This is a genomic window from Algiphilus sp. (assembly GCF_023145115.1).
Classification (GTDB): domain Bacteria; phylum Pseudomonadota; class Gammaproteobacteria; order Nevskiales; family Nevskiaceae; genus Algiphilus.
The window spans coordinates 1-17,180 of sequence record NZ_JAGLEJ010000046.1; the positions used below are offsets into that span (position 1 = coordinate 1).

At 67.4% G+C, this 17,180-nt stretch carries 15 protein-coding genes; 14 read left to right on the forward strand and 1 reads right to left on the reverse strand.

All coding sequences use genetic code 11. The annotated features are described in order from the left end of the window. Positions 1 to 246 precede the first annotated feature (246 nt). Complete coding sequence (gene gloA / locus KAH28_RS15645; RefSeq protein WP_290578227.1) at positions 247 to 729, forward strand: lactoylglutathione lyase; 483 nt, start codon at positions 247 to 249, stop codon at positions 727 to 729. A 6-nt stretch (positions 730 to 735) separates the two neighbouring features. Continuing rightward, positions 736 to 2,064 (forward strand): adenylate/guanylate cyclase domain-containing protein, encoded by a 1,329-nt coding sequence (locus tag KAH28_RS15650; protein WP_290578228.1) that lies wholly within the window; start codon positions 736 to 738, stop codon positions 2,062 to 2,064. Between the two features lie 9 nt (positions 2,065 to 2,073). On the opposite strand, the gene KAH28_RS15655 is transcribed toward KAH28_RS15650, so the two are convergent. Continuing rightward, on the reverse strand, positions 2,074 to 4,266 hold the full coding sequence (locus tag KAH28_RS15655) for a DUF1302 family protein (RefSeq protein ID WP_290578229.1): 2,193 nt from the start codon (positions 4,264 to 4,266) through the stop codon (positions 2,074 to 2,076). Positions 4,267 to 4,585: 319 nt separating this feature from the next. On the opposite strand from KAH28_RS15655, the gene KAH28_RS15660 reads away from it, so the two are divergent. The 12 genes from KAH28_RS15660 (at position 4,586) to KAH28_RS17490 (ending at position 16,963) form a co-directional block, all read left to right on the forward strand. After that, a complete protein-coding gene (locus KAH28_RS15660; protein ID WP_366918214.1) occupies positions 4,586 to 6,016 on the forward strand; it encodes a DUF1329 domain-containing protein in 1,431 nt (476 codons plus the stop codon). 148 nt (positions 6,017 to 6,164) lie between these two features. Next, positions 6,165 to 8,552 carry an efflux RND transporter permease subunit gene (locus KAH28_RS15665; protein WP_290578232.1) on the forward strand — a complete coding sequence of 796 codons (2,388 nt, stop codon included), beginning with the start codon at positions 6,165 to 6,167 and terminating at the stop codon, positions 8,550 to 8,552. 14 nt (positions 8,553 to 8,566) lie between these two features. Beyond that, positions 8,567 to 9,610: a YCF48-related protein gene (locus tag KAH28_RS15670; RefSeq protein ID WP_290578234.1), complete on the forward strand. Its 1,044-nt coding sequence runs from the start codon at positions 8,567 to 8,569 to the stop codon at positions 9,608 to 9,610. 132 nt (positions 9,611 to 9,742) lie between these two features. Continuing rightward, entirely contained in the window at positions 9,743 to 10,597 is an 855-nt protein-coding gene (locus KAH28_RS15675; RefSeq protein WP_290578236.1) for an Abi-alpha family protein, read from the forward strand. 306 nt (positions 10,598 to 10,903) lie between these two features. Next, positions 10,904 to 11,494 (forward strand): TetR/AcrR family transcriptional regulator, encoded by a 591-nt coding sequence (locus KAH28_RS15680; protein WP_290578238.1) that lies wholly within the window; start codon positions 10,904 to 10,906, stop codon positions 11,492 to 11,494. 115 nt (positions 11,495 to 11,609) lie between these two features. Further along, positions 11,610 to 12,137, forward strand: coding sequence for a translation initiation factor IF-3 (gene infC / locus KAH28_RS15685; RefSeq protein WP_290578250.1), 528 nt, complete (start codon positions 11,610 to 11,612; stop codon positions 12,135 to 12,137). Between the two features lie 87 nt (positions 12,138 to 12,224). Beyond that, positions 12,225 to 12,422 carry a 50S ribosomal protein L35 gene (rpmI, locus tag KAH28_RS15690; RefSeq protein ID WP_290578240.1) on the forward strand — a complete coding sequence of 66 codons (198 nt, stop codon included), beginning with the start codon at positions 12,225 to 12,227 and terminating at the stop codon, positions 12,420 to 12,422. 12 nt (positions 12,423 to 12,434) lie between these two features. After that, positions 12,435 to 12,791, forward strand: a complete 357-nt coding sequence (gene rplT, locus KAH28_RS15695) for a 50S ribosomal protein L20 (RefSeq protein ID WP_290578242.1) — start codon at positions 12,435 to 12,437, stop codon at positions 12,789 to 12,791. A 91-nt stretch (positions 12,792 to 12,882) separates the two neighbouring features. Next, positions 12,883 to 13,878: a phenylalanine--tRNA ligase subunit alpha gene (gene pheS / locus KAH28_RS15700; RefSeq protein WP_290578244.1), complete on the forward strand. Its 996-nt coding sequence runs from the start codon at positions 12,883 to 12,885 to the stop codon at positions 13,876 to 13,878. Beyond that, positions 13,875 to 16,274: a phenylalanine--tRNA ligase subunit beta gene (pheT, locus tag KAH28_RS15705; protein ID WP_290578246.1), complete on the forward strand. Its 2,400-nt coding sequence runs from the start codon at positions 13,875 to 13,877 to the stop codon at positions 16,272 to 16,274. Before pheS ends, pheT begins: the two co-directional genes overlap by 4 nt. 2 nt (positions 16,275 to 16,276) lie before the next feature. Further along, complete coding sequence (locus tag KAH28_RS15710) at positions 16,277 to 16,558, forward strand: integration host factor subunit alpha (RefSeq protein WP_290578248.1); 282 nt, start codon at positions 16,277 to 16,279, stop codon at positions 16,556 to 16,558. A gap of 3 nt (positions 16,559 to 16,561) precedes the next feature. Then, a complete protein-coding gene (locus KAH28_RS17490) occupies positions 16,562 to 16,963 on the forward strand; it encodes a MerR family transcriptional regulator (RefSeq protein WP_366918213.1) in 402 nt (133 codons plus the stop codon). Positions 16,964 to 17,180 lie beyond the last annotated feature (217 nt).

Genomic DNA, 17,180 nt, shown 5'->3' on the forward strand with positions numbered 1-17,180 from the left:
CGCGGCGCTGCGACTTGCCGCTGGCGCGTCGGTCGCCGGTCGCCCACTCTGCCACCGCTCCGGAAACCGCCACGGGCTTCACCGAGCCAGCCCGGCACGCCATGGTCCAGCGGCATGCCGCATGCGTCATTGTATCCGTCGCCAGCGGTGTGACGCTGATCCCGGAGGCGCCGACAATCGCGCAGACGGAGGGGGTGCCGAGGCATACTCTCCACCGAATTCCAGTGCCGGCCAACGGGAGAGGCGATGTCAGCGGAACGTTACGTGTTCAACCACACCATGCTGCGCGTGAAGGATCCCGACGTCTCGCTGGATTTCTACGAGCGCGTCATGGGCATGAAGCTGATGCACCGGCTGGATTTCGAGGAGGGGCGGTTCACGCTGTTCTTCCTGGTCGATGGTCCCGTCGCCGAGGCGGCGCCGCCCGAGGGGCCGGAGCGCGCCGACTGGCTGTTCCGTCAGCGCGGCGTTCTCGAGCTCACGCACAACTGGGGCACCGAGAACGACGCCGGTTTCGCCTATCACGACGGCAACCGCGAGCCGCAGGGCTTCGGCCACATCTGCATGTCGGTGCCGGACCTCGAGCGGGCGGTGGCGGCCTTCGACGCCGAGGGCGTGCCCTTCGTGAAGCGTCCGGAGGACGGCAGGATGCGGCATATCGCCTTCATCCGCGATCCGGACGGCTACTGGATCGAGATCCTCCAGGCGGACCGCATGACGCAGTTCTAGGTCGGGGTGGATCAGCTCGTCGCCAGTCTCGCCGCGGCCAACAGCGGACTCTTCGTCGCCGCGATCATCGCGGCGGGCATCGGGCTGGCCTTCCTGGTCTCCGACTGGGCCACTCCGTCCAGCCGGTGGATGGCATCCGCGCTGATGGCGGCGGGTGGCTCGATCGCCCTCAATGCGCACCTGATCGTCCTTCCGGTGGACGCGCTCCCGTGGTGGGCGCGACTGGCGGGCTTCGTGGAGGCGCTGGCCTTCATATGCGGCGTTGAATGGGGCATCCGGGTCAGCCGCACGGCCAGCGAGCGCTCCGAAGTGGTGCCACCGCGACTGGGGCCCTCGCGCTACGCCGAGTTGGCGATCGGCCTCTACGGTCTGCTCGCCGCGGTCTTTCCGGCGCGGCGCATCCAGCACCTGCTCGGCGCATTCGAGGGCGAATGGCTGCTGTCGCCGTGGTTCTGGCTGTTCGCGACGCTGCCCACGACCGCGGTCGCGCTCATCATCTGGGCCAGCCTCCAGATGCTGCGTCAGCGACCCGACAAGGCCGAGGCGGGGCGCGTCATCTCACTGCTCATCGTCCTGCCACTGCTGGGGCTGGCGTATGTCGTGCCGCTGGACTGGGCGCCGGTGGTGGTCGCGCTGGCGGAGGTCGTGTTCCTGTTCGGTGCGCTGCGCTACTTCATGGTCCAGGGCGCTCGCAACCAGTTCATGTCCCGCTTCATGGCTCCCCAGGTGGCGGAGCTGGTGCGCACGCGCGGGCTGCGTCAGGCCATGCGCAGGCATCGCGTGCGCGTGTCCGTGGTGTGCGTCGACATCCGCGGCTTCACAGCCTATGCGCACGGCGTTCCGCCGGAGACCGTGCTCCGCCTGCTGCGCGACTTCTACGCCGCGGTCGGGATGGCGTCCGCCCGTCACGGTGGCACCATCAAGGATCTCGCCGGCGACGGCGCGCTGATCGTGCTGGGCGCGCCGGTGGCGATGGAGGACCACGCCAGCCGGGCGCTGCAGCTCGCCCGTCGTCTGCAGACCCACACCAGGCCCGTGGTCAAGCGGTACCACAATCGCCTGGGGCTGGGTGTGGGCGTGGCCACCGGCGAGGTGGCGGTGGGCATCGTCGGGCACCGCGCACGGTTCGAGTACGTTGCCGTCGGCCCCGCCGTCAACCTCGCGGCACGGCTCTGCGATCGCGCACGCGACGGCGAGATCCGGGTCGATGCCGACACGCTGCAGCTGGCCGGGGAAACGCCGCGCAGCAAGCCGTTGCGTCGCTACGTGAAGGGACTCAGCGACCCCGTGCCCACCTATGTGCTGAGCCCGGGCGACGGGCGCAGGGAGCGCTGATCGCCCGGCTCAGAAGTTGTACTCGATCGAGAACGAGATGTTGTCGCGGTCCTGCACCAGGCTGACGCGGTCGCCACTGCCGAACTGTCCCTGGTAGAGGACCTGGGCCTGGAAGCCCTGGAAGAACTCGATATCCGTGCCCACCAGTACCTCGATCTGATCCTCGACGAAGTTCTGCAGCGGCGATGGCGAGACACCGTACACGTCGTGGAAGAAGCCCAGGATCGGCGTGTAGGTCCATCCGAACAGGGCATTGTTGTACTGCGGCCGGATGAAGATGCGGTAGCCGGTCGAAAAGTCGTCGGCGAAGCAGTCGGTGGACTGCGTTGGGTTCAGGCGCCGGGAGTCGGGCACGCCGTCCGCGCCGGTGCCGTCGGCGCCGGGGCTGAAGTGCGTGCAGTTCGGGCCGCCGCCTTCGTACTGCAGCTCGTCGAGCCCGGCCATGTCCTGCACGTAGGTCATGCCGAGCTCGGTCAGCAGGATGATCTGATCGGCGCCGATCCAGTTGCTGCTCGAGAAGATGCGGATGCCCGTCAGGTCGAGCTGATGCACCTTCTCCCGCGTGTAGCCGGCGATGCGCTGATTGGCTTCCACCGGCTGGTTGCGGTAGCGCGTCTGCAGGAAGTCCGGCACCGCGTTTCGGGCGCTCGGGACCTGGGCGATGAGCAGGTTGAGGTCGTTCTCGGGCAGGGCGGGCTGCAGGCCCGCGAAGATCACGTCCACCAGGGACACCTGCAGCGGCAGGTTCGGGTGGAAGACGTACTCGCCGGCCAGCGACCAGGCGCCCACCTGGGTGTTGAAGGACGTTCCGAACATGTGGATGTCCTCCGGGTATTCCAGGAAGGGACGCAGCGTGCCGATGGGCAGCGGCTCGCGGCTCTGGCCCGGGATGATCGTCGCCAGGGTCTGGCCGAGCGCGCTGCTGCCGTTGCCACCGCCGCACGCCAGCAGGCCGCCCACGGCCTCCGCGCTCAGATCGTCGAGCGTGATACCCGGCACCAGATTGCCCAGCGCGCCCAGCAGATCGCCGATGAAGGGCAGGTCACCCGTGCTGGGGAGTCCGCCCAGCGGCGCGTCGCGCAGGCAGGATCGATCGGCGGCGAATGTGCTCGCATAGGGCAGGCGGCTGTGATAGTTCAGCGCATAGAAGCTGAGCTCGGTGCCGCCATTGAAGTTCTCGGCGAAGTAGGTGACCTTCGCACCGTACTGGCCGCCGTCCTCGGCCTTGCCGATCTGAGAGTCCACCGGCACGTTCAGCGGCGTGCTGGAGACCAGCCGCGGAATCGGTCCCTTGAAGGTGCCCACGAACTCGGGGTCCTCCGAGAACTGGCCGAGGCTGACGGTGGCGTAGTCGCCGCCGCCGGCGATGTCGTTGACCGAGTAGAAGCTGCCCGATGCGGCCGGTTGCGCGGGTTCCCAGTCGTATTGATACACGAGCTCGACGCTGAGGTTGGTCGTCAGGTCGGTGCTCGCGACCGCGAGACCGGTCGGCTCGAACACGCTGGCGATTTCGGAGCCCGGGAAGTTCAGGCGGTTCTCGTTGGGCGGATTGAGCTGGTCGAGGCTGCCCAGCGCGACGAAGGTGGACTCCCCCCAGCGCACGCGCTGTTCGCCCACCGAGAGCTGCACGTAGTAGTCACCGATCTCCAGCGGGTAGGAGACGAAGGCCTCCTGGATATCGAAGTCCGTGCCGACGCGGTCGATGACCGGAGCCGCGCGGCGCACGCGCGCCGGCTGGAAGGCGGTGTCGGGATTGGTCTCCGTGAAGTTGTTGTTGATCTCGTCGTAGAAGGCGATGCTCGACACCTTCATCGAGAGCTCGCCCCACTGCACGCCGAGCTCGCTCTCCAGGCGCGCCTGACCGCTGACCAGGTCCCATTGGTCGTAGTGGAGCGTGCCGTCGTCGTAGAGGCTGCCGAGGAAGGCGCCCGGCGCGTCCACGAGCCGCTGGTTGGGCTCCTGCTCGCCGGTGAACGAGATGCAGTCGTCCGGGCACAGGTCGGGGGTCACGTTGAGCTTGCCGATGGTCTCGGTGGCGCGGTCCTCGATGCGGACCGCGCCGCCCAGGAGCGCGCGATTGTTGAAGGAGACACGCGCATCGCCGAGCTCGAAGTTCAGCGCCTGTGCGGCCGGGGTGAGGCAGAGTCCGGCAGCGGCGAGCAGCAGGAGGCGAAATGACGGCAGGCGGTTGGTACTCTGCACCGGGAGCTCCCCCATAGGAATGTTGTGACCGTGCGTGTATTGACGTTGACATCCACACGTGGCGGCGAATGCTAAGTCAAGTAATCTTGTGCTACAACCAGCGACGTCACCGGCCGGTTCGTGCGGGATGCGGCCCGTCCGATGTCACGGGCCGGCTTGCGGCGATCACCGGCGTTCGTGTTTAATTCGGCGCCCAGTAACAATTTCCATGTAAACGAGCCGCTCATCGATGTCACAGCGGCTGTGCGAACGGAGATCCTCGATGCGAGACAGACTCGGAGCCAGTCCCGCGGCCTTCATTGCCGCGGCTTTCCTGCTCATGCCGGTGGCGCACGCAAAGGTGAGCGAGGCCGAGGCGGCCAAGCTCGGCAGCGAGCTGACCAAGGTCGGTGCCAACCCCGACGGCAACGCCGAAGGCACCATCCCGCCGCTGGTGGGGCCCGATGCCTTCAACGAGGAGCAGCGCAACCTGACGCCGGACGGTCTCGAGGAGATCCGCCAGCGCATCGTCGCCTTCGGCGAGGAGAACGCCGAGCTCAACCTGCTGACCGATGTCGACGACCTCACCAAGGCCGCCGGGATGGAGCCGGATCTCAACAACCTCGTCACGCAGATCGGTGTCGACAACCTGCAGCCGCGGCTCACCATCACCGCGGAGAACTACAAGGAGCACGCCGACAAGCTCACCGAGGGCTACAAGAAGCTCTTCGAGCTGTATCCCAGCTATGAGATGGTCGTCTATCCGACGGTCCGCACCGCCTTCTACCCGGAAGAAATCTACGAAGCCACCAAGGCCAACGCCACACGCGCCACGCTCGAGGGCACCGACGGCATTTCGGGCCACAAGCTGGGCTTCCCGTTCCCGATTCCCCAGAGCGGCGCGGAGGTCATCTGGAACCACAAGCTCAAGTTCCGCGGTTCGACTGCCCGCCGCTACAACGATCAGGCGGTGGTCGACGCCGACGGCAGCTTCGAGATCACCCAGATCATCGAGGACGTCGGCTTCGAGTACGCCAATCTGGCGAAGGGCGAGGGGCGTGACAACGAGATCATCGCCTACTACCTGCAGGAGACCATCTCGCCGCCCCGCGTGGCTGGCCAGTTCACGCTGGTGCACGAGATCTTCGGAAAGGGCACTTCGGGCCGCAACGCCTGGCTCTACAACCCGGGGCTCGGCCGCGTGAACCGCGCGCCGGACGTGGGCTACGACAACCCCTCCATCGGGTCGGACGGTCTTCAGTTCAACGACCAGATCAACATGTTCAACGGCGCTCTGGACCGCTACACCTGGAAGCTGCTGGGCAAGCGCGAGATGTACATCCCGTACAACTCCTACCTGATGAACAATCCGGTGGCCGAGTACGAGGACATCGTCGGCAAGGGCCACATCAACCAGGGCATGGCGCGCTATGAGCTGCACCGCGTATGGGTCGTGGAAGCGACATTGCGCGACGGCACACGCCACCAGTTCGGTCGTCGCGTGTTCTACGTCGACGAGGACTCCTGGGGCATCGTGGCGGTCGACAACTACGACCAGCGCGGAGAGCTCTGGCGCTTCCAGGAAGGGCATCCGATCACCGCGCCCTTCGTGCCCACGACCACGACCGCACCCGAGGTCATCTACGACCTGAAGAGCGGCCGCTATTTCGTCACCGCGATGTCGAACGAGGGCAAGATCACCGACTGGAAGATCGAGTATCGCGACGGCTACTTCGGGCCGTCGGCGCTCAAGCGCCGCGCGCGCCGCTAGCGGCCGCGGGGGGCGTTCGCCACATCTGGCCGGCCCGGGTCCGTGTGCGACGGACCCGGGCCTTGTGCGCGGCGAGACGCCGCGCGGCGGTACCGGCGGCCCGGCGCTTCCGCGCCCGGGGCGCCGTCGAGGTTCATAGGGGGAGGGCATGAGCGCGACGCAACGCATTCTCAAGATCGTCGAGCCGGCGATATTCGGGGCTCGCTGGATCACGCTGGCCATTCTGCTGGCGATCACGGCGTTTCTGGCCTGGCAGGCTTCGCAGCTTCAGCCCAATGCCGGGTGGCTGAAGATGGTCCCCAAGGAACACCCGTACATGGAGACCTTCCTCGAATACTACGAGGAATTCGGCGGCGCCAATCGCATCCTGGTGGCGATCCATAACGAAGAGGGCGACATCTACGAGCCCGACTTCATGGAGAAGCTGCGCAAGCTCACCGACGAGATCTTCTTCATTCCCGGGGTGCAGCGCGAGCGCGTGAGCTCGATGTTCACGCCCAACATCCTCTACGTGGAGGTGCAGCCCACGGGGCTGTCCGGCTCGACGGTGGTGCCGGCCGACTACGCGCCCACCGAGGAGATGATGAAGCAGCTGCGCTCCAACGTCTCCAAGGCCAACATCATCGGCCGGCTGGTATCGGAGGATCAGCGCTCGGCGATGGTGGTCGCGGAACTGCTTGAGAAGGACCCCGTGACCGGCGAGGCCATCGATTACACGGCGGTCGGACAGCAGCTGGAGGACATCCGCGCGCAGTTCGAGGACGAGAACACCACCGTTCACATCATCGGCTTCGCGAAGGTGGTCGATGACATGACCGACGCCTCGACCGAGGTGGTGGCGTTCTTCGCGCTCACCCTGGTCATGACCGGGCTCCTGCTCTGGCTCTATGTCGGGTCGTTCCTGCTCGGCATGCTGCCGCTGGTGTGCTCGGTGGCGGCGGTGATATGGGAAATGGGTCTGCTCAATCTGGTCGGCTTCGGCCTGGATCCCTTTGCCATCCTCGTGCCCTTCCTGGTGCTCGCGGTATCGGTCTCGCACGGCGTTCAGTACGTCAACGGCTGGGCCGCGGAAGCGGCCTCCGGGCTGTCCAGCTACCGCGCATCGCTGGCGACCTTCCGGCGGCTCGCGATTCCGGGAACGATCGCGCTGATCACCGATACGGCCGGCTTCCTGACCATCTACCTGATCAACATCGACGTCATCCGCGAGATGTCGCTGAACGCGGCCTTCGGCATTGCCGCGATCATCATCACCAACAAGGCGCTGATGCCGATCCTGCTGACGGTGACGCCGATCCGGGATCCGGAAGGCTTCCAGCGCAAGCAGGAGCGTCGCAATGCCATCGGTGACGGCGTCTGGCGCTTCATCGCCCGGCACTTCACGCGCACGCCGGTGGCGGTCGTCACGCTGCTGGTCGGTGCGCTGGTGCTCGGCTGGAGTGTCTACATGTATCCCAAGCTGCAGATCGGCACGGTGGGCGAGGGCCAGCCCGAGCTGCGGCCGGACTCGCGCTTCAACCAGGACGCACGCTTCATCGCCGGCAACTTCGGGCTCGGGCTCGACCAGCTCAACGTCATCGCCGAGACCGAAGAGGACGCCTGCATCGACTACGAGCTCATGGCCGAGATCGATCGCTTCGCCTGGCACATGAAGAATCTCCCGGAAGTCCGTGAAACCATGACGCTCATGGACCTCTCGAAGCTGGCATATGCCGGTCTGTCGGAAGGTCGCCTCAACGCGCAGGTGGTGCCGCGCAACCAGTACGCGCTGGCGCAGGCCACGGCGCTGGTGCCGACCAGTTCCGGCATGCTCAACAAGGATTGCAGCGCGCTCAACATATTCCTGTTCACGCGCGACCACTCGGCGTCGACCATCAACAAGCTGGTCGCGGAGGTCAAGGCATTCCGCGAGAACGACAAGAGCACCGATCGCATCGACTTCCGTCTTGCGTCCGGCAACGTCGGCGTCATGGCGGCAACCAACGAGGTGGTCAAGGACAAGGAGGTCGAGATCGTCCTCTGGGTTTATGCCGTGGTGCTCGTCTTCCTGTGGCTGTCGTTCCGCACCGTATCCGGCGTCCTCTGCGTGGCAGTGCCGCTGTCGCTGGTCTCGATCTCCGCCTACGGGGTAATGGCCAGTCTCGGCATCGGCATGAAGGTCGCCACCCTGCCGGTGATCGCCCTTGCGGTGGGCATCGGCGTGGACTACGGCATCTACATCTACGCGCAGCTCGCCGACGGCCTCCGGCGCGGACTGTCCCTGGAAGAAGCCTATTACCAGACGCTGCGCAAGACCGGCAAGGCAGTGGTGTTCACCGGCATAGCGCTCGGGCTCGGCGTCAGCACCTGGCTGCTGTCCGAACTCCAGTTCCAGGCGGACATGGGCATCATGCTGGTGTACATGTTCACCGCCAACATGTTCGGCGCCATCCTCGTCCTGCCGGCACTGGCCCGCTTCCTCTCCCGCGAGGAGCTCAAGCACAGCGGCCAGGACCTCATGGCGGGCGCGGCCGATACCGAGCAAGACAAGGGCTGACAGGGGAGGCGTCCATGGTGAGCTTCGACATGCGGAAGGGGCTGAGCGCGGCGGCACTGGCGCTGGCAGCCGGGGTTGCATCGGCCCAGGGCGATGACGGCGCGCGCGACGCGCAGCCGTCGGAGATGATGCCGCTGGCCGACAAGGCGATCGTCAACGACGTCACGCGCGCCGGGGAGCGGCTGGTCGCGGTGGGCGAGCGCGGCCACATCCTGCTCTCCGATGACGGTACCGAGTGGCGCCAGGTCCAGGGGCCCGTGCGCGCGATGCTCACGCGCGTCGAGTTCGTGGATGCCGACCACGGCTGGGCCGTCGGTCACGACGGGAGCGTGCTGCGCAGCACAGACGGCGGCGAGTCCTGGTCGCTGAGCCACTTCGACGCAGACTGGGGCAAGCCGTTCTACGACGTGCTGTTCGATACCCCGGAACGCGGCGTGGTCACCGGTGCCAACGGGCGCATGATGCGGACCGCAGACGGTGGCGCGACCTGGGAGGCGGTCGAGAACCCGGTGTTCGATACCGGCTTTCATCTCTACGAGATCGAGCGCCTGCCCGACGGGACACTGCTGATCGCCGGTGAGCGCGGCTTTCTCGCGCGGTCGCTCGATGATGGCGCCAGCTGGGAGATGCTCGAGCCGCCGTACATCGGATCCTATTTCGGTGTGCTGCCGGCCGGCGAGCACGGCGCGGTGTTCTTCGGCCTGCAGGGCAAGGTGTACAAGGCGGTCGATGCCCGCGAGCTCAGCACGCTGGACGATCCGATGGCCTACGACCCCTTCATAAACGAGAGCGTGACCGACCCGCAGGCGCTTGCGCGCATGGGCTGGAAGGCGTTCGACAACCCGGTCGTGGAGAGCCTGTTCGGCGGCACCCTGATCGGAGACGGTCGCATGGTGCTCGCCGGCGTCGACGGCACGGTGGTGGCGGGTTCGGTCGACAGCGCCGGCATCGAGGCCATAGAAAGTCCGACCGGCCAGCCCATCGCCGACGTCATCGCCCTGGACGGCGAGCTCCTGATGACCGGCCGCACCGGTTTCTACCGGCGCCCGATGCCCTGACCGACACCGGATGCGGTGTGCGATCGCGTCGTGCGCAGCGCTATCAATCGCCATGGCGCGGTGGCAGAGTGGCCCGCAGACGCCGGGCCCGGCAAGCGAACGCGCGCGCGGCGCGCTCGAGGATGATCCACGATGGCAGAACGATCGGTTTCCACCAGCAGCGCCAAGCCGAGAGACACCCGCAACCGCAAGCCCGGTGACGGCAACGAGCCGCCGCCGCTGCCGTCGGGACTGGTCGCGGTCGGCCGCTACATGGGGCAGGTCGGACGGCGCATTCCGGTCGTCAATGCGATGGAGCGCCGCGCGCGCGCCATCGAGGAGCGCGTGCTCACCGGCCTGGGCGAACGCATGCAGCGTGCACGCGGCGGGGGCGAGAGCGGCAGCAGTGGCGGCAGCCGGGAAGGCGCCGAGCGCACGCAGCGGACGCAGCGCGCGTTCTACGTGCCGGTGCACGAGCCGCCGCAGCGCCTGCTGTCCGATCTGCTCGCCATCGCCGCCCGACAGGACGAGCACGATGCGCGCGAGTACCTGTTCACCGCGACGCTGCGCGAACTGACGCCGGACGAGGCTCGCCTGATGGCCGCACTGTCCGATGGAAAGTCACGGGCGATCCTCCACATCAATGCGACCGGAAACCGCTTGGCGGGGCCGTCGGAGCGGGTCGCCGGCTATCTGAGCACGCTGGGTGATGAAGCGGACGTCCGGTTGCCGGATCGCATCGGGCACTACCTCGGCCGGATGGTCGACAAGGGGTTGGTCGTGGAGGGCGCCCCCACGGCCGAAAGCAAGGCCTACCAGGGGAGTCTGCTCGCCAGCACGGTGGTCACGCGCGAGCTCGAACGCCTGAGACAGGCCCGCATCCGCCCCAAGCTGGTGCACGGCAGCGTTGCGCTCAGTCGATTCGGGCGGGAACTCTGGGCCCACTGCGACGACGGCGGGCTGGGTGCGAAGGTCGGCGAGGAACGGCGCATCGCGCAGGATGCCTGAGTGGTCAGGCGCTTCCGGCGCTGAGACACGAATTAACCAATAGTTCGGTAACAACCGACGATACCGCGAAAATTACTACACGGCCGGCTGGCACTGCTCCGCGACCGTGCAGTATATTGCCGTGATAGCTGAGGCGAACGAGCGACGATTCCGCTGAGCAGGACGGACGTCGCGGCCCCCCCCAACCCCGCACCCAGCAGCCCATCAATGGCGCAACCGCAAACCCCCGCAATGCAACCTACTGAACGTTCGGACGATAAACCGAAGAAGCGCAAGCGCGTCCCGCGCGCCGTGCGCGAGCCCCAGATGCTGGATGCCGCGACCGAGGTGTTCAGCGAACGCGGATTCCACGCCGCATCGATGGACGACATTGCAGCCCGCGTCGAAGTCACCAAGCCGATGCTCTACGCGTACTTCGGCTCCAAGGAAGGGCTGTACCGCGCGACCATCGAGCGCGCCGGCGACCACATCATCAAGGTCGTCGAAGCGCTCATGAGCGAGCCTGACGCCCGCAAGCGCCTGCGCACCGGAACCGACGCGCTGCTGGACTTCGTGTTCTCGCAGCGGGCGGCGTGGTCGGTGATCTACAACGAGGGAATGGGGCCCGACGGCCTCGTCGACATCACCGGCATCCGCGACAAGGTGAGCAGCTTCATCGCCCGGACCTTCGCGGAGGTCAAGCGCGGTCAGGTCGGCAACAACGGGGCATCGGAGCCGTCGGAAGCGGAAGTGGAGACGGCGTGGCCGTTCGCCATCGGCACCATCGGGAGCTGCGAGGCCGTGCTGCGATGGTGGACCGGACGCGAGCGCTTCGACCAGGAGGCCTGCCGCCGCATCTGTCAGGACCTCGTGCAGTCGCATCTCGACGGCTTCCTCGGCACGGCCAGGGCGGCTTGAAGCGCCGCGCCGCGGCGATTGCGCTGCGCCCACGCGCTCAGTACAATTTCGCGCCTTGACCGCGCGCGTCGCGCGTGCGCGGTCGCTTTTCGTCGAACACTAGAGGAAGACCACCATCGCGCAAGATCGCAACGACCGCCGAAACGGCGATATCACATCGCCGCGCGTGCGCGTCATCGGTCCCGACGGGGAACAGATCGGCGTCATGCTGACGCGGGATGCACTTGCCAAGGCCAGTGAGAGCGAGCTCGACCTCGTCGAGGTGTCGCCCAATGCAGACCCGCCGGTCTGCAAGATCATGGACTACGGCAAGTTCATCTACCAGAAGGACAAGGCCCAGCAGGCCGCACGCAAGAAGCAGAAGCTGATCCAGGTCAAGGAAGTGAAGTTCCGGCCCAACACGGATGCCGGCGACTACAACACCAAGATGCGCGCGGTGCTGCGCTTCCTTGAGGAAGGCGACAAGGTCAAGGTCACGGTTCGTTTCCGCGGCCGTGAGATGGCGCATCCCGAGATCGGTCGCGAGCTCCACGAGCGTGTTCGCGAAGAGATCGCCGAGATCGCGCAGGTGGAACAGATGCCCAAACTCGAGGGGCGGCAGATGATCATGGTCGTCGCCCCCAAGAAGCGCCAGGTCGTCTAGGCGGCCCGGTACCACAAGCCGCCCCGGCTCCCGAAATGCACGCGACGTGCTGCCGGCGGTGGTGTCAAACGCAAGAGAGGTAGTTTCATGCCCAAGATGAAGACCAACCGGGGCGCTGCCAAGCGCTTCAAGCGTACGGGGGGTGGCGGCTTCAAGCGTGCCGCTTCGCACCGGCGCCACATCCTCACCAAGAAGGCGCCCAAGCGGAAGCGCCAGCTGCGCACGGTGCGCACCATGCATGCCTCGGATGTCCGCGAGGCCAAGCAGCTGCTGCCCTACAGCTAAGGAGCGTCGGAAATGGCACGAGTCAAGCGGGGTGTGACGGCCCGCGCCCGTCACAAGAAGGTTCTCGACCAGGCCAAGGGCTACCAGGGCGCGCGCTCGCGTGTCTATCGGGTTGCCAAGCAGGCGGTCATCAAGTCCGGGCAGTACGCCTACCGCGATCGCCGGGTCAAGAAGCGCGACTTCCGCGCCCTCTGGATCCAGCGCATCAACGCCGGTGCGCGCGAGCACGGCCTGAGCTACAGCCGTTTCATCAACGGCCTGCAGCGGGCGGGCGTGACGCTCGACCGCAAGGTGCTGGCGGATGTCGCCGTGCACGACAAGCCGGCCTTTGCGGCGCTGGTGAATCAGGCCAGGGCCGCTCTCGACTGACGGACGCGCTCGCGCGCGAACCCGTTACCGCAATCGGAGAAGTCGAAAGGGAGTGGCCCACGCCACTCCCTTTTTCATTTCGGGAAGGAACATGCAACAGGATGTGGAGGCCATCGTCGCGCAGGCCCGGCGCGACATTGCCGATGCGCAGGACAGCGACGCCATCGAGCGGCTGCGCGTGTCGCTGCTCGGCAAGAAGGGCAGTCTCACCAGCTTGCTGAAGCAGCTCGGCCAGCTGCCCGACGCCGAGCGCCGCACCGCGGGGGCCGAGATCAATCGCGCCAAGCAGGCGGTGCAGGATGCGCTGGCTGAGCGCCGCACCGTGCTCGAACGCCAGGAGGCCGAGCAGCGCCTGCAGGCCGAGCGCATCGACGTCACGCTGCCGGGTCGCGGACAGCCGGTTGGTGCGACCCATCCGCTGACCCGCACCATCGCGCGGGTGGAGGCCCTGTTCGGGCGGCTCGGCTTCACCACCGAGCGTGGCCCCGAGATCGAGGACGACTACCACAACTTCGAGGCGCTCAACATCCCGCCCGCCCACCCGGCGCGCGCGATGCAGGACACCTTCTACGTGCAGGGCGGCGACTACGTCCTGCGCACGCATACCTCGCCGGTCCAGATCCGCACCATGCAGGGGCGCCGGCCGCCGATACGCATCATCTGCCCGGGGCGCGTCTACCGGGTCGACCTCGATCGCACGCACTCGCCGATGTTCCATCAGGTGGAGGGGCTGTACGTGGCCGAAGGCGTCACGTTCCAGCACCTGCAATACGATTTGAAACAGTTCATTACGCAGTTCTTCGAGAAAGAGGTTGATGTGCGTTTCCGGCCGTCCTACTTCCCCTTCACCGAGCCGTCCGCCGAGGTCGACATCCGCGGCGAGCGCGGCTGGATGGAGATCCTCGGCTGCGGCATGGTCCACCCCAACGTGCTCGAGGGCGTCGGTATCGATCCGGAGCGCTACAGCGGTTACGCCTTCGGCATGGGGGTCGAGCGTCTGGCGATGCTGCGCTACGGCGTCGACGACCTGCGCCAGTTCTTCGCCAACGACACCCGTTTCCTGGCCGCTTTCGGAGCCGCGCCATGAGGCTGAGCATGCAATGGCTTCGCGAGCATCTCGACACCACGCTCGACGCCGACGCCCTGGCCGAGCGCTTCACGCTGGCCGGGCTCGAATGCGAAATCGAGTCGCTGTGCCCCGACTCGGTGCTGAAGGACGTCGTGGTTGCGCGCATCGCGGAGATTGCTCCGCATCCGGAGGCCGACCGACTGCGTGTCTGCCGGGTGGACGCCGGCGACGGCGCACTGCACGGCGTCGTCTGCGGCGCCGAGAACGCGGCCGCCGGGCTGCTCACGGCCTTCGCGCGGCCGGGTGCGGTGCTGCCGGACGGGCGGGCGATCGCTGCCACCGAGCTGCGCGGCGTGCCGTCGGCCGGCATGCTCTGCTCCGCCGCCGAGCTCGGTCTCGCCGAGTCCAGCAGTGGTCTCCTGACGCTGGACGACGATGCCGTGCCCGGCACGCCACTGGCCGAGTGGCTGAAGCTCGACGATACCGGCCTGTTCTTCGAGCTGACGCCCGATCGCGGTGACTGCCTGAGCGTCGCCGGCCTCGCGCGCGAGGCCGCCGCCATCGACGACGACTGCGCGCTGCGCACCCCGGCCGCGGGCAATCCGGCCGGACCCGACGCCGCAACTGCGGCCGGTCCGGCATCGCGGGACATCGCCATCGATGCCGGCGAGCTCTGTCCGGTCTACTGCGGACGACGCATCGAGGGCGTGGACGCGCGTCGCCGCACGCCCGACTGGCTGCGCGAGCGTCTGCGCCGCGCCGGCTTGCGCAGCGTGTCGCTGGTGGTCGATATCACCAACCTGGTCATGCTGGAGAGCGGGCAGCCGCTGCACGCCTTCGACGATGCGCGCCTGGAGGGCACGATCCGGGTGCGGCAGGCGCAGCCGGGCGAGACCCTCCGTCTGCTCAACGAACAGGACCTCACGCTCGACCACGGCGAACTCGTCATCGCCGATGATGCGCGGCCGGTGGCACTGGCCGGCGTCATGGGCGGCGAGCATGCCGAGATGCGGCTCGACAGCGGCACCGTATTCCTCGAGTCGGCCTGCTTCCTGCCTGCGGCCGTCGCCGGGACCGGTCGCCGTCACAAGCTGCACAGCGACGCCGTGCATCGCTTCGAGCGCGGTGTCGACCCCGCGGCCGCCGAGCGCGCCCTCGAGCGCGCCACGGCGCTCATCGTCGCGTTGGCGGGCGGCGTCGCCGGTCCGGCGCGGATCGCGCGCGTCGATGCGCATCCGGTGTGGACGCCGACGCCGATCATGCTGCGCCGCGAACGCATCGCGGCGCTGCTGGGCGTCTCGATTCCGGACGAGCGCACCCGGGGCATCCTGGAGTCGCTCGGCATGCAGGTCGATGCCGAGGACGCGGGCTGGCGCGTGCTGCCGCCGAGCTGGCGCTTCGACATCGCCCGCGAGGTCGACCTCATTGAAGAAGTCGCGCGCGTGTACGGCTACGATCGGGTGGGGGATGTGGCCTACGCCGCCAGCATCGACGCACGCCCGCAGGCCGAGGCGCAGCTGCGCGACGCCACGCTGCGCGACACGCTGGTTGCGCGCGGTTTCCAGGAGGCGGTGTGCTACAGCTTCGTGGAGACGGATCTCGACGCCGCGCTCCGGCCGGATGCCAGCCGCATCCCGGTGGACAACCCCATCGCCGCGCCCTACAGCTGCATGCGCACCACGCTCTGGTCCGGACTGCTGCCGATGGCGCGCTACAACGTCGCGCGTCAGGCGCGGCGCCTGCGCGCCTTCGAGCTGGCGCGCGTCTATGAAGCCGAGGCCGGGATCCATCCCACCGTGCGCGAGACGGAATGCCTCGCCGGCCTGATGCTCGGCCCGGTCGAGCCCGAGCAGTGGGGCACGGTCGCGCGCGCGGCCGACTTCCACGACCTCAAGGGCGAGCTGCAGGCACTGGTGCCCGACCTGGTGGCCGAGGCGGCCACGCATCCGGCGCTGCACCCCGGCCGCGGCGCACGGCTGCTGCGCGGCGACGGTGCGGTCCTGGGGTGGATGGGGCAGCTGCATCCGGGGCTCGCCGCCGAATGGGAGCTGCCCGAGGGCATCCTGCTGTTCGAGCTCGACGCCGAGGTGCTGCGCCGTCGCGTGCTGCCCTGGCAGCCATCCGTGCCGGAATATCCGTCCAGCCGCCGCGACCTTTCGCTGGAGATCGACGCCGGTCTGCCCTGCGCGGATCTGCTCGGCACGATCCGCGAGCATGCACCCGAAACATTGCAGGATGTAGTGGTATTTGACGTGTATCACGGCCCGGGCGTGAAAAATGGCAGCAAAGCCATAGCCTTGGGCTTGATATTTCAGGATCATTCGCGCACGCTTACCGACGAGCTCGTTGATCAGGCAACGAACGGGATCGTCGACGTGCTTGGTCGACAGTGGGGTGCGCGTATTCGGGGATAGCGGTGGCACTGACGAAGGCGGAGCTTGCTGAAGCACTGCACGACCATGTCGGCCTGAACAAGCGCGAGGCCAAGGAGATCGTGGACCTCTTCTTCGATACGCTCAGCGAGACGCTGGCGAACGGGGAATCGGTCCGGCTGTCCGGCTTCGGCAACTTCGAGCTCCGCGACAAGTCCCAGCGTCCCGGCCGCAACCCCAAGACCGGCGAGGAGATTCCCATCTCCGCCCGCCGCGTCGTCACCTTCAGGCCCGGCCAGAAGCTGCGCCTGCGCGTGGACGGATAAGCATTGACCCAACAGGCACGCACCGCCGAGCACCCCACGGACGAACAGCACCTGCCGCCCGTGCCGGAGAAGCGCTACTTCGCGATCGGCGAGGTCGCGCGCCTGTGCGCGGTCAAGCCGCACGTCCTGCGCTACTGGGAGCAGGAATTCCCGCAGCTGCGTCCCTCAAAGCGCCGCGGCAACCGCCGCTACTACCAGCGCGAGGACGTCTACACCGTCCGCAACATTCGCCACCTGCTGTACGACGAGGGCTTCACCATCAGCGGTGCCCGCCACCGTCTGGAGGAATTCGCGGCGCTGAAGGGCGGGGTCCCGCACCCCGGCAACGCCGACGACCTCCCCACCGCACTGCGCGAGATCCGCAAGGAGCTCGAAGCCGCGCTCGCGCTGCTCGACCGCTTCTAGGCTTACCCGCTTCGCGCCACAGCCGGCTGGTGCCGGCACCCCCTCACACAACCCTATCCCCCGAGGGCGGGGAAGAAGGCTTTCGGAACGACGCACCGACCACTCTCCCTTCTCCCTCAGGGAGAAGGGGCGGGGATAAGGGTGCGCGCGAAGCGCGGTGGGCGCGGCGCCTGCAGGCAGGCGCCACACACGAAAAGGTCGTGTCCCACGACGTGGT

Excerpts from the sequence above, each read along its gene's own strand:
- pheT (WP_290578246.1), top strand. The coding sequence starts at position 13,875 with ATGAGGCTGAGCATGCAATGGCTTCGCGAGCATCTCGACACCACGCTC.
- rpmI (WP_290578240.1), top strand. The coding sequence starts at position 12,225 with ATGCCCAAGATGAAGACCAACCGGGGCGCTGCCAAGCGCTTCAAGCGT.
- rplT (WP_290578242.1), top strand. The coding sequence starts at position 12,435 with ATGGCACGAGTCAAGCGGGGTGTGACGGCCCGCGCCCGTCACAAGAAG.
- KAH28_RS15680 (WP_290578238.1), top strand. The coding sequence starts at position 10,904 with ATGCTGGATGCCGCGACCGAGGTGTTCAGCGAACGCGGATTCCACGCC.
- KAH28_RS15675 (WP_290578236.1), top strand. The coding sequence starts at position 9,743 with ATGGCAGAACGATCGGTTTCCACCAGCAGCGCCAAGCCGAGAGACACC.
- gloA (WP_290578227.1), top strand. The coding sequence starts at position 247 with ATGTCAGCGGAACGTTACGTGTTCAACCACACCATGCTGCGCGTGAAG.
- KAH28_RS15665 (WP_290578232.1), top strand. The coding sequence starts at position 6,165 with ATGAGCGCGACGCAACGCATTCTCAAGATCGTCGAGCCGGCGATATTC.
- pheS (WP_290578244.1), top strand. The coding sequence starts at position 12,883 with ATGCAACAGGATGTGGAGGCCATCGTCGCGCAGGCCCGGCGCGACATT.
- KAH28_RS15660 (WP_366918214.1), top strand. The coding sequence starts at position 4,586 with ATGCCGGTGGCGCACGCAAAGGTGAGCGAGGCCGAGGCGGCCAAGCTC.
- KAH28_RS15670 (WP_290578234.1), top strand. The coding sequence starts at position 8,567 with ATGGTGAGCTTCGACATGCGGAAGGGGCTGAGCGCGGCGGCACTGGCG.